This is a genomic window from Streptomyces triticagri (assembly GCF_003429565.1).
Classification (GTDB): domain Bacteria; phylum Actinomycetota; class Actinomycetes; order Streptomycetales; family Streptomycetaceae; genus Streptomyces; species Streptomyces triticagri.
Genome location: NZ_QUAK01000110.1, coordinates 38,589 through 53,498, shown reverse-complemented (window position 1 = coordinate 53,498; position 14,910 = coordinate 38,589). Strand labels below are relative to the sequence as shown.

At 71.7% G+C, this 14,910-nt stretch carries 12 protein-coding genes and 1 pseudogene; 2 read left to right on the top strand and 11 right to left on the bottom strand.

What is annotated here, in order from left to right:
* The 7 genes and pseudogenes from DY218_RS20300 to DY218_RS20270 all read right to left on the bottom strand — a co-directional run.
* Nucleotides 1-233, bottom strand: a pseudogene (locus tag DY218_RS20300) (hypothetical protein); the annotation flags it as partial.
* On the bottom strand, nt 224-1,489 hold the full coding sequence (locus tag DY218_RS20295; RefSeq protein ID WP_128557517.1) for a 6-phospho-beta-glucosidase: 1,266 nt from the start codon (nt 1,487-1,489) through the stop codon (nt 224-226). The pseudogene DY218_RS20300 and the gene DY218_RS20295, both read right to left, overlap by 10 nt.
* Before the next feature lie 3 nt (nt 1,490-1,492).
* Nucleotides 1,493-2,452, bottom strand: coding sequence for a carbohydrate ABC transporter permease (locus DY218_RS20290; protein ID WP_128557516.1), 960 nt, complete (start codon nt 2,450-2,452; stop codon nt 1,493-1,495).
* Between the two features lie 3 nt (nt 2,453-2,455).
* A complete protein-coding gene (locus DY218_RS20285; RefSeq protein ID WP_128557515.1) occupies nt 2,456-3,454 on the bottom strand; it encodes a carbohydrate ABC transporter permease in 999 nt (332 codons plus the stop codon).
* A 1-nt stretch (nt 3,455) separates the two neighbouring features.
* Entirely contained in the window at nt 3,456-4,802 is a 1,347-nt protein-coding gene (locus tag DY218_RS20280) for an ABC transporter substrate-binding protein (protein ID WP_128557514.1), read from the bottom strand.
* A 107-nt stretch (nt 4,803-4,909) separates the two neighbouring features.
* Nucleotides 4,910-6,157 (bottom strand): ROK family transcriptional regulator, encoded by a 1,248-nt coding sequence (locus tag DY218_RS20275; RefSeq protein ID WP_128557513.1) that lies wholly within the window; start codon nt 6,155-6,157, stop codon nt 4,910-4,912.
* Nucleotides 6,158-6,388: 231 nt separating this feature from the next.
* The gene (locus tag DY218_RS20270; protein WP_407703663.1) at nt 6,389-7,447 is read right to left on the bottom strand and encodes a mechanosensitive ion channel family protein; all 1,059 of its coding nucleotides are present in this window, start codon (nt 7,445-7,447) and stop codon (nt 6,389-6,391) included.
* 327 nt (nt 7,448-7,774) lie between these two features.
* Here DY218_RS20270 and DY218_RS20265 point away from each other — a divergent pair, with 327 nt between their 5' ends.
* Nucleotides 7,775-8,311: an HNH endonuclease gene (locus DY218_RS20265; RefSeq protein ID WP_128557512.1), complete on the top strand. Its 537-nt coding sequence runs from the start codon at nt 7,775-7,777 to the stop codon at nt 8,309-8,311.
* Nucleotides 8,312-8,402: 91 nt separating this feature from the next.
* Here the strand turns inward: DY218_RS20265 and DY218_RS20260 are convergent, their stop codons facing one another.
* From DY218_RS20260 to DY218_RS20245, 4 genes are all read right to left on the bottom strand, one after another.
* The gene (locus DY218_RS20260; protein ID WP_199566798.1) at nt 8,403-9,821 is read right to left on the bottom strand and encodes an ABC transporter permease; all 1,419 of its coding nucleotides are present in this window, start codon (nt 9,819-9,821) and stop codon (nt 8,403-8,405) included.
* Complete coding sequence (locus DY218_RS20255) at nt 9,811-10,566, bottom strand: ABC transporter ATP-binding protein (RefSeq protein WP_128557511.1); 756 nt, start codon at nt 10,564-10,566, stop codon at nt 9,811-9,813. The genes DY218_RS20260 and DY218_RS20255 overlap by 11 nt, the downstream gene beginning before the upstream one ends.
* Nucleotides 10,563-11,111 (bottom strand): PadR family transcriptional regulator, encoded by a 549-nt coding sequence (locus tag DY218_RS20250; RefSeq protein WP_128557510.1) that lies wholly within the window; start codon nt 11,109-11,111, stop codon nt 10,563-10,565. Before DY218_RS20250 ends, DY218_RS20255 begins: the two co-directional genes overlap by 4 nt.
* A gap of 95 nt (nt 11,112-11,206) precedes the next feature.
* Nucleotides 11,207-14,188 carry a beta-N-acetylglucosaminidase domain-containing protein gene (locus tag DY218_RS20245; protein ID WP_128557509.1) on the bottom strand — a complete coding sequence of 994 codons (2,982 nt, stop codon included), beginning with the start codon at nt 14,186-14,188 and terminating at the stop codon, nt 11,207-11,209.
* Nucleotides 14,189-14,467: 279 nt separating this feature from the next.
* Between DY218_RS20245 and DY218_RS20240 the strand changes: the two genes are divergently transcribed.
* Entirely contained in the window at nt 14,468-14,737 is a 270-nt protein-coding gene (locus DY218_RS20240) for a hypothetical protein (RefSeq protein WP_119287795.1), read from the top strand.
* The last annotated feature ends 173 nt before the right edge of the window (nt 14,738-14,910 follow it).

Here is a 14,910-nt window from a genome sequence, read left to right as displayed (position 1 = left end):
CGTGCCGCCGCAGCGGCGTCCAGGGCCTCGGCGGCCGTCGCCGCCAGCGCGCCGACCGCCGCGTCCACACCGACCGCGGGCGGCTGGAATCCGCCGCCGCGCGCCGCACCGAGCACGGTGCCGTCCGCGGCGACCACGGCCACATCGGTCTTGCTGTTGCCCGCGTCGACGGCGAGCACGGCGCCCTCGGCGTCCGCAGTCCGCCCCGTCGGGCCGGTGGTGATCAGGCCCACGGAAGGTGCTCCCGGTTGTGCGTGAGAAGGCGGTCGGTGAGCCCGTCGGCGAGCTCGTACTGGCCGATCAGGGGATGGGCGAGCAGGGCGCGGAAGACCCGGTCCCGGCCGCCGCGCAGGGCCGCGTCCAGGGCGAGTTCCTCGTACGCCGTCACATGCGAGACCAGGCCGCTGAAGAGCGGGTCGAGGCCGGCCACCGGCAGCGGCGACGCACCCTCGTGCCCGACCGTCGCCTGCACCTCGATCACCGCCTCGTCCGGCAGGAACGGCAGCGTGCCCCGGTTCAGCGTGTTCACCACCTGGTACGGGCTGCCGCCGGAGCCGACCAGGGAGGCGGTGAGGTCCACCGCGGCCTCCGAGTAGAAGGCACCGCCCCGCTTCGCGAGCAGCTCCGGCTTCTCGTCAAGGGACGGATCGCCGTACATCTGAAGCAACTTCCGCTCCATCTCGGCCACTTCGGCGGCCCGCGACGGCTTGCTGCCGAGCTCGCGGACCACCTCGTCGTGGGCGTAGAAGTAGCGCAGGTAGTACGACGGCACCACGCCGAGACGGTCCAGGACCGGGCGCGGCAACCGCAGGCTCTCGGCGATCGCGTCCCCGTGCTCGGCGAGCAGCTTCGGCAGTACGTCGGCGCCGTGCGGGCCCCCGAGCCGTACGCCGGTCTCCCAGGTCAGGTGATTGAGGCCGACGTGGTCCAGGAAGACCTCCGACGGATCCACGCCCAGGTTCTCGGCGAACCGCCGCTGGAAGCCGATCGCCACATTGCACAGGCCGACCGCCTTGTGCCCGGCCTCGAGCAGCGCACGGGTCACGATGCCCACCGGATTGGTGAAGTCGATGATCCAGGCGTCCGGGTTGGCCCGGCGCACCCGCTCGGCGATGTCCAGGACGACCGGCACGGTGCGCAGCGCCTTGGCGAGACCGCCCGCGCCGGTGGTCTCCTGGCCGATGCAGCCGCACTCGAGGGGCCAGGTCTCGTCCTGGTTCCGCGCGGCCTGCCCGCCGACGCGCAGCTGAAGCAGCACCGCGTCCGCGTCCGCGACGCCCGCGTCCACGTCCGAGGTGGTGGTGACCTTCCCCGGGTGCCCCTGCTTGGCGAGGATCCGCCGGGCGAGCGGCCCGATGAGATCGAGCCGCCCCGCGTCCGGATCGACCAGGACCAGCTCCTCGACGGGCAGGGTCTCCCGCAACCGTGCGAACCCGTCGACGAGTTCGGGGGTGTAGGTGGAACCGCCGCCCACCACTGCGAGCTTCATTGTCTAGCCCTTCACTCCGGTCAGCGTGACGCCTTCGACGAAGGCCTTCTGTGCGAAGAAGAACAGGATGATCACGGGGGCCATCACGAGGACCGTGGCCGCCATGGTCAGATTCCAGTCCGTCTGGTGTGCCCCCTTGAACGACTCGAGACCGTAACTCAGCGTCCAGGCCCCGGGATTCTCCGAGGCGTAGATCTGCGGTCCGAAGTAGTCGTTCCAGCAGTAGAAGAAGTGGAAGAGCGCGGTCGCCGCGACCGCCGGCTTCGCCATCGGCAGCACCACCCGCAGCAGCGTGGTGAATTCGCCGCAGCCGTCGATCCGCGCCGCCTCGGTGTACTCGCGGGGGATCGTCAGCAGGAACTGCCGCAGCAGGAAGATGGAGAAGGCGTTGCCGAAGGCGAACGGAATGATCAGCGGCCACAGCGTGCCGGCCAGATCCAGCTGCTTCGCCCAGAACAGGTACATCGGCACGATGACCACCTGGGGCGGCAGCATCATCGCCGCGATGACCACCATCATCATCACGTTCCGCCCGCGGAAGCGGAACTTCGCCAGGGCGTACGCCACGGGCAGGCTGGAGCCGACCGCGAGGACGGTGCCGAGGCCCGCGTACAGCAGGGTGTTGCGCCACCAGGTGAGGAAGCCAGGCGTCTGCCACACCTCGACGAAGTTCCCCCACTGCCAGGTGTGCGGCCACAGTTCGCGGGTCAGCGCCTGGTCGTCGCTCATCACCGCGGTGAGCAGCACGAAGACGAACGGCAGCACGAAGAACAGCGCCGCGGCGATCGCGAGCGAGTGCACCGCCACCCAGTGCAGGGCGGCCCGTCGGCGGGCGGCCCGCTCGGCGGTACGTCCCGCTCCGCCGGCCGGCGGCGGGGCCTTGTTCGCCGACGAAGCCGTCGAAGCAGCCGAACCAGCCGAACCAGCCGAACCAGTGGAGTAACTCGAAGTATCGGTAGTCATCGATCAGTCCTCCGCCGACATGAAGCCGCTGCGCCTGCGCATCAGGAAGGTGGTGAACACCATGGCCAGGACGAAGAGCACCAGGGCGACCACACAGGCGGCGCCGGTGTCGAAGCGCTGGAAGCCCAGGTTGTAGACCACCTGCGGCACGGTGAGCGTGCTCTTGTCCGGGTAGCCGGGCTCGAAGTGCTGCCCCGAGCCGCCGATCACCCCGCTCGCGACCTTCGCCGCGACCAGTGGCTCCGTGTAGTACTGCATGGTCGCGATCACGCCGGTGATCACCGCGAAGAGCACGATCGGCGAGATGTTCGGCAGCGTCACATAGCGGAACCGGTGCCAGGAGTTCGCCCCGTCCAGCTCCGCGGCCTCGTACTGCTCCTTGGGCACGTCGAGCAGCGAGGCCATGAAGATGACCATCAGGTCGCCGATGCCCCACAGAGCCAGGATGGTGAGCGACGGCTTCGACCAACTGGCGTCGTTGAACCACTGCGGTCCGCTGATCCCCAGGGTGTCCAGGATGGTGTTCACCGGCCCGGTCCCCGGATTGAGCAGGAACACGAAGGCCATCGTGGCGGCCACCGGCGGTGCCAGATACGGGAGATAGAACAGCGTGCGGAAGACTCCGGCGCCGGTCTTGATCCGGGTGATGAGCAGCCCGATCCCGAGCCCGAAGACCACCCGGAGCGTCACCATCACCGCGATCAGCCACAGCATGTTGGCGAGCGCGGGCCAGAAGAACGGGTTGTCCTGGAAGACGTAACTCCAGTTCTTCAGGCCCACGTACTCGGGTGCCGTGAACCCGTCGTACTTCATGAAGGAGAAGTACACGGTCGCGATCAGCGGGTACGCGAAGAAGACGCTGAACCCGATCAGCCAGGGGGACAGGAACCCGAGGGTGCGCAGGGCGTTCCGCCGGCGCTTGGCCCGCAGGGCGGGATCGCGGCGTGCGTCCCTCGGCCCGGCGTGGGGCCCGGTCTTCGGGCCGGGATGGGTGGCGGTCATCTCACTGCGCCTGCTCGTTGTCCTTGTCGACCTGCGCGTCGTTCTTCTTCAACATCGCGTCCAGGTCCGTCTCCTTGCCCTTCTCGTAGGCGACCGCGTTGTCCTGCAGGGTCAGCAGGAAGGCGCCGCCGTTGACCGAGGACGGGGCGTGCGAGCTCTTCGGGTGCTTGGCGATGTCGACGAACGTCCGGTACAGCGGGTCGTCCTCGAGCTTCGGCGAATCGAGCGCCTTCAGGGTGGACGGCACGTTGTGGATGGCGTTGGCGAAGGAGACGACCGCGTCGGTGTCCGTGGAGAGGTACTTGACCAGCTCCCAGGCGGCGTTCTTCTTCTCACTGGTCCGGGCTATGCCGAGGATGGTGCCGGAGAGATAGCCCTTGCCGTACTCGTCGACCTGGTCGTCCGGCACGGGGAACGGCGCGGCGCCGATCTTGAAGTCCAGGCCGGCGTCGGCGGCCATCTTGCCGCGCCACTCGCCGTCCAGCTGCATGGCGACCTGGCCGGTGTGGAAGGGGTGCTTGGCGCCCCACTCGTCGCCGAGCGAGGTGCGGTAGCGGTTCAGCTTCTGGTAGCCGCCGAGATCCTGCACCAGGTTCTTCTGCCAGGCGAACATCTTCTTCACGGCCGGGTCCTTCGCCGTGTTCGACTTGCCGTCCTTGTCCATGTACTGCACGCCGAACTGGCCGCCGTAGTGCTCCACCGTCGTCTCGTAGCCGAGGTAGTTGGGCATGAAGCCGAGCTGCGAGTAGCCGTCGCCCTTGGTCTTGGTGAGCTTCTTGGCGATCCTGTCGAACTCGGAGAGGGTCTTCGGCGGGGCCTTGATGCCGGCCTCCGCGAACGCGTCCTTGTTGTAGTAGAGGCCGTAGGCGTCACCCAGCAGCGGGACCGTGCACCGTTTGCCGTCGTGCTCGGTGTACTTGGCCATCTGCGGCAGGAACGTCTTGGCGGGGTCGATGCTCGACTTGTCGAGGAACGGCTTCAGATCGGCGAGCGCGCCGGAGGTGCAGAACCGGCCGACGTTGTCCGTGGTGAAGGACGACACCACGTCGGGTGCCTTCGAACCGCCCGCGCGCAGCCCCTGGTTGATCTTGTCGTCGGTGATGCCCTTCACCATCTTGACCTTGATGTTTGGGTGCGCCTTCTCGAACGACGCGATGTTCTCCTTGATGGCCGCGACCTCGCTCGGGGCGCTCCAGCCGTGCCAGAAGGTCAGCGTCGTCTCGGCGTTCGGGTCGTCGCCCGCGCCGTCGTCCGGCGATCCGGTACAGGCGGAGGCGAGCAGGGCGATGGAGGCGAGTGCGGCGGCTGCGGTCAGCCGCCTCCTCGCGGAGGTTCCCGTTCTGCGCATGGCGGTGTCTCCCTCGACGGGTGAGGTGGGCAGGGGGCGGTAGGGACAGGTGACGCGGTGAGGTTCTGAGCGGTGAGGTGCTACGCGGTGGTGGTGGGTGGGTGCTCTCAGCGGGAGGTGTCGAACACCTCGTCGCGGGTGTCCGCGAGCGCGCTCTCCAGCGCGCCGCGCAGCACGGGACGGTGCGGTACGCCGCCGAGCACGAGCCGGGGCCGGGTCGCGGCGAGCTCGGCCAACTCGGCCTGGATGACGGCCCGCAGCGGCTCCCCGCCCGCCGCGATGACATCGCCCGACAGCACGATCAGCTCCGGATCGAGTACGGCGGCCACCGAGGCGAGACCGGTCGCGAGCCGCCGGCCGGTCCCGGTGATCAGCTCGGCGAGCACGGGATCGCCGTCCTCGTCGGCGGCCGCCCGGGCGAGCAGGGTCGCGGCGGCGCGTGCGTAGGGCTCGTCCGGTACGTCGAGACCGAGCTCGCGGGCGAGCCGCGGCACCGCCTGCGCGCCCGCCAACTCCTGGTAGCCGCCGCTGCCTTGGCGGGCGACGCCGCGCACCAGCGGGGTGCCGGGCACCGGCAGGAAGCCGAGCTCGCCCGCGCCGCCGGTCCAGCCGCGGTGCAGTCGTCCGCCGATGACGAGGGCGGCGCCGATGCCCTCCTGGCTCCACAGCAGTACGAAGTTCTGGTGGTCCCGTGCGGCGCCGAGGCGCTGCTCCGCGATGGCGGCGAGATTCACGTCGTTCTCGTACTCGACGGGCATCGGCAGCGCGGCGGCCAGTTCGTCGAGCAGCGCGGCCGAGTGCCAGCCCGGCAGGTGGCTGGCGTACCGCAGGCGTCCGGTGTTCGGGTCGAAGGCGCCGGGGGTGCCGATCACCACCCGGTGCACCTCGGAGCGGGTCAGGCCGGCGTCCTTCACCGCGCCGTCCAGGGCCGTGAGCACCTGGCGCACCGCGCCCTCGCCGCCGCGTCCGGTGGGCAGTTCGAACTCGCCGGCCGTGGCGCCGGTGATGTCGGCGACCGCGGCGAGGATCCGCTCGGGCGTGACGTCGAGCGCGGCCACATGGGCGGCGCGCGAATTCACCGCGTACAGCTGGGCGTTGGGGCCCGGCCGGCCCTCGCTCGTGCCGGTCTGCTCGACCAGGCCCGCCGCTTCCAGGCGGGAGAGCAGCTGGGAGGCGGTGGGCTTGGACAGGCCGGTGAGCTTTCCGATCCGGGTGCGGCTCAGCGGTCCGTGGGCGAGCAGCAGATCGAGTGCGGCCCGGTCGTTCATGGCCCGCAGGACCCGCGGAGTGCCCGGTGTGTGCGAGGTCCCCGGTGTGTTCGGAGCAGCCGGTGTGTTCGGTGTCGCACCCGACATGAGAACCCCTTACGCCGCCGTACCCGACCGTTTCCCGTACCGCCGCGGTGTCCCGGGCCGTACGCATGACATCTTGACCGATGCCACTGTTAGGAAGGTTTCCTGTTCGATGCGAGGAAGGTAGCAGCGCAGCACGGGCGCACGTCAAGACACCGCACCCCCGCGGCAACCAAGTCGTTACCTGCGGGGGTGCGGTGCTGAGCGGTGTGCGGAGGGGCGCCGGGCCCTCGGCTACTTCTTCAGGGTCGGCGGCGGGATCGGGGAGGCCGCCATCGACTGCGGGGAGACCGCGGAGGCGTACGCGGAGGGGGCGGCCATCCCGGCCGACGGGTCGGCGGGGCCGTCCTCGGCCTCCGGGGCGGGGCCGCCGACGATGCGGATGCCCGCCGCGTCGAAGGCCTGCTTGATGCGCCAGCGCAGCTCGCGCTCCACGCCCACGGACTTGCCCGGCATGGTCTTCGCGGAGACGCTCACGACCATCTGGTCCAGATTCACCGAGTCGAGGCCGAGCACCTCGACCGGTCCCCACAGGACCTCGCTCCACGGATCGTCCTTGGCCAGCGCCTCGCCGACCTCCTCCAGCGTCCTGCGGACCCTGTCCAGGTCCTCCTCCGGGTGCACCGTGACGTCCACTCGGGCCGTGGCCCAGCCCTGGCTCAGATTGCCGATCCGCTTGACCTCGCCGTTGCGCACGTACCAGATCGCACCGTTCTCGCCGCGCAGCTTGGTGACCCTGAGGCCCACCTCGACGACCTCGCCCGATGCGACGCCCGCGTCGACGCTGTCGCCCACCCCGTACTGGTCCTCAAGGATCATGAAGACGCCGGAGAGGAAGTCCGTCACGAGATTGCGCGCACCGAAACCGAGTGCGACACCGGCCACACCGGCGCTCGCGAGCAGCGGCGCCAGATTTATCTCGAAGACCCCGAGGACCATCAGGGCGGCGGTGCCGAGGATCAGGAACGACGCCACCGAGCGGAGCACCGAGCCGATGGCCTCCGAGCGCTGGCGGCGCCGCTCGGCGTTCACAAGGAGCCCGCCGAGCGCGGTGCCGTCCACCGCCTGTGCGCCGCGGTTCATGCGCTCGATCAGCTTGGTGATGGTCCGGCGGATGACGGACCGGAGGATCGCGGCGATCACCACGATCAGCAGCACCTTCAGACCGATGCCGAGCCAGACCGTCCAGTTCTGCTCGATCAAGGCCGCGGCGTTCGTCGCCTTCTCGTGAGCGTCGTCGAGGGTCACGGGCTCGTCGGCGGCGACGACCCTCGACGCGACGGACAAGAACACGGCACTTACCTCCTGGTGTGGATCCGCCGGCCCTCCTGGATACGGGTGGAAGACCGGACAGACTCACCACACTAACGGGGCATTGTGTGTGGATCGTTGTCATGTTCGAAGGAGAGACGGCCCTCACGTGTGGGCAGAACGTGAGTGTGTCGGACGGCACACGGGCCGGAGAATTCCCGTGTCGTCGCAGCCGCGGGGCCCGTCGCGGCGGCAAACTCCCTCACCCCGTTACCCGCACATGGTGGCGCCGCCACCAGGCATGAGGGGAGACTGAGGGCAGATCGTCCCGGCGCGAGCCACGCGCCGCCGGCGTACAAGGAGGCATCCGTGCCGCATGTCCTGGTCCTCAACGCGTCGTACGAGCCGCTCGGCGTCGTACCGCTCCGCCGCGCGCTCGTCCTCGTCCTGGAGAACAAGGCTCAGTGCCTCGAGGAATCCGGCGCCTTCATGCACAGCGCGACCCGCACCATCCCCGCACCCAGCGTGGTCCGGCTCAAGCGCTTCGTGCGCGTCCCGTACCGGGGGCCCGTTCCACTCACCCGGCGGGCCCTGTTCGCCAGGGACGGCGGCCGGTGCATGTACTGCGGTGGCGTCGCAACCAGCGTCGACCACGTCATCCCCAAGAGCAGGGGCGGCCGGCACGCGTGGGAGAACGTGGTGGCGTCCTGCCGCCGCTGCAACCACGTCAAGGCCGACCGCCATCTCCTGGAGCTGGGCTGGCGCCTGCGCCACAAACCGGCACCGCCGAGCGGCCTCGCCTGGCGCATCATCGGCACGGGGCATCGCGATCCGCGCTGGCTGCCCTACCTGCAGCCATACGGCGCCGACGACGCGCTGGCCCGGATCGACGGCATCTCCGCCTGAGAGACCGGGCCTTCGTACGCCCTGACCGACCCGGCCACCTCACACCGCGCCCGGGTCGGCTCATGGCGTGCGACGAGCCGCCGCCCGCTGCTCATTCGTGCCGCAGCTCCGCCGGTCGCAGCGCGCGGCCGAGCAGCGGCAGCGACGCCGCCGCGGCGAGCAGGCACGCCGCATACACCACCACGGGGACCAGGAGCGGCTGCAGCAGCGGCAGTTCGCTGCCGAAAGGCGCCGTGTACGCCCCGTAGATCAGCAGCCCGCCGAGGCCCGCGAGCAGCACCGCCGGGGCCAGCGGCAGGGCCGTCTCCAGGAGCAGGGCGCGGCGCAGCACCGACCGCGGCACACCGGCGGCGAACTGTGCGGCGAGCGCCCGCCGCCGGGTGATCAGCGACTCCGCGGTGCCGACCGCGAGACCGAGTACGGCGACGGCCAGGGCCACCAGGACGGTCAGGCCCACCGCGGCGAAGCCGCTCTCGTAGAAACCGGTGTCGCTCGCCGCGTACTGCCGGGTGTTCACCTCGTCCAGGATGATGCGCCGGATCCCGGTGAAACCGACGCCGACGACGGTGACCAGGATCACCGTGGCGTGCACCCTGGCGCCCGCCCACGGGTCCGCCTGGAGCCGGCCCGCCGCGATCAGGAGCGCGGGACTCTGTGCCCGCCCGACGAGGCGGTTGCCGAGGAACCGGGCGGACGCCCCCGCGGCGGACACCGCACCGGCACCGATGAGGATCACCGCGCCCGCCGCCAGGGCGGGGACCGCGGCGGCCATGAGCAGACCGGGCTTGCTGCCCACGAAGGCGAGCGCGGAGCCCAGCACGAGCAGCAGCGCGACCAGCCCGTACAGCCCGAGGTTCCGCGGCGGCCGGGTGCGCCGGAACACCCCGAGCGGCGAGATCGCCACCCGGCGCAGGGCGAGCGCACCCGTGGCCGTGGCGAGCAGCGGAACGGCGAGCGTCACCAGGATGAACCCCGGCCAGAACACCGGTATGTCCGTCGGCAGTACGGGAGTGGACCGCCCGCGCTGCACGGAGTCGGCCACGGCACGCGCGGCCAGGAAGCCGACGAGCCCCGCGAACGAGCCGAACAGGCAGGTCACGCCTGCCTCGAGAGCCGCGACGGTACGGACCTGTCGGGTGGTGGCGCCGGCGAGCCGCAGCGCGGCGAACCGGCGTTCGCGGTGCACCGCCCCGATCCGGGTGGCCTGTCCGACGAAGGCGAGGACGGGCACCAGCAGCAGCACCAGGGCGAGTACCAGGCCGGGGCGTACGCCGGAGCCGTTGAGCAGCCCGTTGGTGTACCGCACCGGATGGCCGTCCGGGATGGCGGCCACGGTGCCGGCCGCGAGCGCGAAGCAGGTGGCGAGGAACGCGCCGAACGCGACCAGCCCGAGCCGCCACCACTCACGGCGCCCCGCCCCGCGCAGCAGATCGGTGGCGAGCCGGGCATCGGTCAGCAGCACCCGCGCGGGGCCCGGCGGTGCGAGCGCGGTGGGGGCCTCAGTGCTCATCGCCGGCCACCCGAGCCGTGGCCGTGGCGGCGGCCGGTTCCGGTACGAGCGCGCCGTCCCGCAGCTGCACCTCGCGGTCCGCGTACGCCGCCACCTGGGCGTCGTGGGTGACCACCAGGACCGCGGTACCCGCCTCGCGGGCCGTATGCACCAGGGCTGTGAGGACCTGCTCGCTCGCGAGGGAGTCGAGCGCGCCGGTCGGCTCGTCCGCGAAGATCACCTTCGGTTCGGTCACCAATGCCCTTGCCATGGCCACCCGTTGGGCCTGGCCACCGCTGAGTTCGCCGGGCCGGGACGCGGCCTGTCCGCGGACGCCGAACCGTTCGAGGCAGGCGTCGGCGCGCTGCTCCGCCGCTTGCCGGCGGACGCCGGCGAGCAGCAGCGGCAGCGCCACATTGTCCCGTGCGGTCAGCTCGGGGATCAGTTGGCCGAACTGGAAGACCACGCCGAAGTCGGTGCGCCGCAGCAGGGTGCGCGCGTGCTCCGGCAGGCCGTCCAGGCGGCGGCCCTCATAGGTGACGGCGCCCGCGTCGGGCTCGACGATCCCCGCCATGCAGTGCAGCAGAGTTGACTTGCCGCTGCCGCTCGCGCCCGTCAGGGCGAGGATCTCGCCGGCGGTCAGCTCCACGCTCGCGCCGCGCAGGGCTTCGGTCGCTCCGTAGGACTTGCTCAGGGCGTGGGCGGCCAGGATCGGCGCGCGCCGCGGGCCCGTCGGGCCCGGGGTGCGGCTCGGGGAGTTGTTCATGGGGTGGTGATCTCCTCGGTGAGAGCGGCGATCCGGGCCGCGGTGGTGGTCATCCAGCGCAGGTCGGCATCGAGGTGGGTGAGCGCGTAGTCCGCCGAGAGGACTGTGGCGAGATCGGTGTCCGCGGCGGTCTTGACAGCGGTCAGTTCGCGCATCCGGGCCATATGGGCGGCGCGTTGGGCGAGCAGATGGCCTGCCGGGTCGGCCGCTTCGCCGGCCGCCGCGGCGAGGATGCCGACGACGACCTTGGCGAATATCTCGTTGCTGACGTGCGGCGCGGGCGGGGTGATCTCGCCCAGCCAGCCGGTGAGTTCGCGGATGCCGCGCTCGGTGCTCCGGTAGCGGGTGCGCTCGGGGCCGCCGTCGGCGTCGGTGCCGTCGACCTCCACCAGGCCGTCGCGGACGAGGCGCTGCAGGGTCGTGTACACCTGCGCGTACGCCAGCGGGCGGGCGCCGGGGAAGCGCGCGTCGTGGCGTCGCTTGAGGTCGTAGCCATGGCTCGGCCCACCGGCGAGCAGGCCGAGCAGGACGTGGCGGGTGCTCATGGCCGCAGTATGTACGCGATATATGTACCGAGTACATAGTCGGCCGGGTGGAAGCCAGAAGTGATAACTGGCCCTCCGGTTGGGGAGGCGAGTTGCTAACGCCCCGCCGTCACCGCATACGCCTCCACCGACCACAGCGAATAGCCGAAGCGGGTGGCGCGTTTGTCGCCCTGGATGCGGAGGAAGCGGACGTCGGGCTGGTCCATGCGGATCGACTCGCGGCCGCCGCGGGAGTCGGTGACCGTGGCCGCGTCGCGCCAGTTGCGGCCGTCCTTGGAGACCTGGATGCGGTACCGGGAGGCGTGGGCGTCCTGCCAGGTCAGGACGACCTGGCCGAGCCGGACCGGTTCGGCGAGCTCCGTCTGCCACCAGGCGCCGTCCGCCACGGGCGAGGACCAACGCGTCCCGGGATCGCCGTCGTTGGCCAGACGGGCCGGGAAGTCCGGGGTCTCGTCGCCGGACGAGGAGGCCTTGGTGCCGCGGGCCAGATCGGGGCCGCCGGTGCGTGGGAAGGCCCGCACGGTGAGAGTGCGGGTCTCGTCGCCGAAGGAGACCGGGACCCGGTAGCTCCCGGCCGGGGTGTCCTTGTCGATGCGCACCTCGACGGGCACGTCCACGGTGGCTCCGCGCGGTACCCGCGCCTGCTCCGGGACCCGGGCCTCGACACCCTTGGGTGCCTTCGCGGTGAGCTTGCCGCGCACCTCGGCGGGGCGCCGCGAGGTCAGCCGCGCCGTCACGCGCTCGGCGGGACCCCCGATCTGCGCGTCCGTCTCGGACCGCTCCAGGCTCAGCCCGGCGCGCCCGCCGTCCGCGTACCAGGGCACGATGTGCCGTACGCTGCTGGCCCGTTGACGACCCTCGGGCGGTCCGGCGCGGCCCGCGGTGCCCTCGCCGACGACCCGCAGGGCGTCCGCCTTCAGACCTTCGGTCTCCGTCTCCGTCCAGCCGCCGCCGGACAGCTCGCCGAGATTCCGCCAGCCCTGGCCCGGCACATGGGCCTGCAGGAAACCGCTGCGCTCCGCGGGATCCGCGAGCACGGTGACCGCTTCGAGCGGGCGCGGGCGCGGCAGGCGCACGGTGTACGAGCCGCGCTCCTCCTTCACCCGGTCGGGGGCGCCGGACGCGCCGTTCCAGTCCGCCGCCGTCTTCTGCACCCGGTCCAGGAACGGGTCGAGGACGCCCTTGCCGACCGTCACGCGGCTCGACTCGAGCGTGTCCCGCAGCGCGTCGAGGCGGCGCGCACCCGACCACGCCTCGGCGCCGTCGCCGCGGGTCTGCGCCCCGAGCAGGTCCACCGCCTGCTCGCCGGCCCGGCCGTAGCGCGACAGCTGGTCGAGCCAGGGGCCCGCCTCGTCCGCCAGCTCCGTGTCCGCGAGCCGCTCGGGCGCCTGACGCATCGCGGTGAACGCCGCCCGCAGCGCCTTCGCCGCCCGATCGGCACGCTGCCGGTCGCCGGACGGCCGCGCCTCGAAGAACTCCTCGACGAGCGGCCGCAGATACGCCGACTCGTCCGCGCCGAGCACCGAGGAGGCGTGGTTCCCGGCCAGCGCACGGACCGCAGGCAGCCGCTTCGGGTCGCCCTCCGCCAGATCCTCGACCGCGGCCTTCCAGGACTCTCCCGGCCGGTACGCCTTCGGGTTCCAGGCGTAGTCGGCCGCAGTGAACAGGGGGATACGGGAGGCGGCGGGCTGCTCCATCGCATTGGCGAGCAGGGCGGCGGAGCCGGCCGCGACGGCCGGTTCGCGGCCGGTGTACGGGCCGAGGAAGAGCCGGTCCTGCGCGTAGTCGTTGACCGGATAGTTGTCCATGGTGACCAGCGGGTGCCCGAACGCCCTGCGGGCGCCCTCGAGTTCACCGCCGGTGATGGTCTTCGGCACCACGCCGACACCGGTCCAGGCGACCTGCACGCGCGCGTCGAGCCGCTCGGCGAGCGAGGTGCGGTACGCGGTCGTACCGTCCTGGTAGTACTCGGTAGGCATCAGGGTCAGCGGCTCGGCGCCCGGATGGCGCTCGGCGAGATGCGCGGCCACCGCATTGGCGACCTCCGCGTGCGCACGGGCCGCCGCATCGGGTCCCGAACCGAAGGTGTCCGCATCCTGCCTGCAGTGCCACTCGCTGTACGACACGTCCTGGAACTGCAGTTGGAAGGCGCGCACCCCGAGCGCCCACATCGCTTCGATCTTGCGGGTGAGTGCCTTCACATCGTCCTTGGACGACATGCACATCGCCTGGCCCGGCGCGACCGCCCAGGCGAACGTCACATGGTTCGCCTGCGCCTGTTTCGCGAGCGCCCGGAAGTCGGCGCGCTGTTCGGCCGGGTACGGCTCGCGCCAGCGGGCGGTACGGAACGGGTCGTCGCCGGGTGCGTACAGATACCGGTTCTGCTTGGTGCGGCCCATGAAGTCGAGCTGGGCGAGGCGCTGTTCGCGGGTCCACGGCGTGCCGTAGAAGCCCTCCGTCATGCCGCGGACCGCCGTGCCCGGCCAGTCGCGGACCTTCACGCCCGCGACCTTCCCGCCGGAGATCACCTGTCGCAGGGTCTGCACCGCGTGGAAGAGGCCGTCGGGCCCCGAGCCCTGAAGGGCCACCGTGTCGCGGTCCTGGAAGCGGCCGACCGCGAGCCGGTAGCCGCCGGACGGCAGATCGCCGCGCGCGGGGGCGCGCAGCGCGGTCAGTGCGCGGTCGGCGCCGGAGTGTCCGCCGGGTGTCGTACCCGCCCGTACCACCAGACCGTCGGCCGGCAGCGCCGCGCCCGCCGGCACCTCGGTGATCTGCCGGGCGCCGGCCTCGCGCAGCAGGGTGCGCAGCGCCTGCACGGCATACGGGTCGGTGCCCTCGTCGGTCAGCAGAATCACCTGGGCGCCGACCGGCACCGAGGTGCCGGAGGGCGCCAGTTGCTGCGGCCGGGGCCACACGGACGGGACGGCGGCACCGTCCTCGCGGTCCGCGGAGCCGAGCGCGGTGCCGCCGGGGGCGTCGTCCCCCGGGGCGGCGAGCGCTCCCGGCGCGCCACCGAGCAGGCCGCCGATGACGGCGGCCACGACGGCGGCCGCCCCCTTGCTTCGCCGGAGCTGCACGGCTTGCCCTGCCCTTCTCTGCATGTCCCCGCGCGGGGGTCCAGGGTGGTGGGAGCCCACCACCACGGCGCCAAGAGTGTCAATGAGAGTGGCCCCTGTGCCAGTTCTGCCGGCACGGTGCGTCGACGATCACCGTGGCGACGGAGCCGGTACCCCGCGTAACCGCGCAGGTACCTGCACAGCACCGAAGTCTGTGAAGCGCCTCACATCTTCCGAATGCCCGCGGGCCGACTGGGTAGGGGCGCGAAAGCCCTGCCCTCGCAGACAAGGAGGCCCTCCGTGGCCGCTTCCGCCCAGCTGCTGCTCGACGCCCTCTCCAAACGCCCGGAGCCGCGCGACCTGCCGGACCTGTCGCTGGTGTCCGGACCCGACTCCGGGTTGCTCGGCTCCTGCTCCTGCGGGTGCGCGGAACCGCCCCTGACGAGTGAGCCGCCACTCGCCGACGCCGCCCCTCTCACCAGCGAACCCCCCCTCGCCGACGCGGCTCCGCTCACCAGCGAGCCCACGGCCACCGGCACCGCCTCCGGCCTGGACCCCTCGGTCCACTAGGCGCCCTCAACTCTCTCCGCGGGACTGCCCGCGTTCTTTCCGCGGACCTGCCCACGCCCTGCCCGGCGTCAGGTCCCGCTCGCCTGTCGCCCGTACGCGTGTCGCCCGTACGCGCCCGGGGTCCCGGCGGACCCGGGGCGCCGGGTGACACTTCCGTACGGCGAAACGGGCAA

Coding starts and splice junctions, on each gene's coding strand:
- DY218_RS20285 (WP_128557515.1), bottom strand. CDS start 3,454: ATGACCGCCACCCATCCCGGCCCGAAGACCGGGCCCCACGCCGGGCCG.
- DY218_RS20280 (WP_128557514.1), bottom strand. CDS start 4,802: ATGCGCAGAACGGGAACCTCCGCGAGGAGGCGGCTGACCGCAGCCGCC.
- DY218_RS20255 (WP_128557511.1), bottom strand. CDS start 10,566: ATGAACAACTCCCCGAGCCGCACCCCGGGCCCGACGGGCCCGCGGCGC.
- DY218_RS20250 (WP_128557510.1), bottom strand. CDS start 11,111: ATGAGCACCCGCCACGTCCTGCTCGGCCTGCTCGCCGGTGGGCCGAGC.
- DY218_RS20290 (WP_128557516.1), bottom strand. CDS start 2,452: ATGACTACCGATACTTCGAGTTACTCCACTGGTTCGGCTGGTTCGGCT.
- DY218_RS20275 (WP_128557513.1), bottom strand. CDS start 6,157: ATGTCGGGTGCGACACCGAACACACCGGCTGCTCCGAACACACCGGGG.
- DY218_RS20260 (WP_199566798.1), bottom strand. CDS start 9,821: ATGAGCACTGAGGCCCCCACCGCGCTCGCACCGCCGGGCCCCGCGCGG.
- DY218_RS20295 (WP_128557517.1), bottom strand. CDS start 1,489: ATGAAGCTCGCAGTGGTGGGCGGCGGTTCCACCTACACCCCCGAACTC.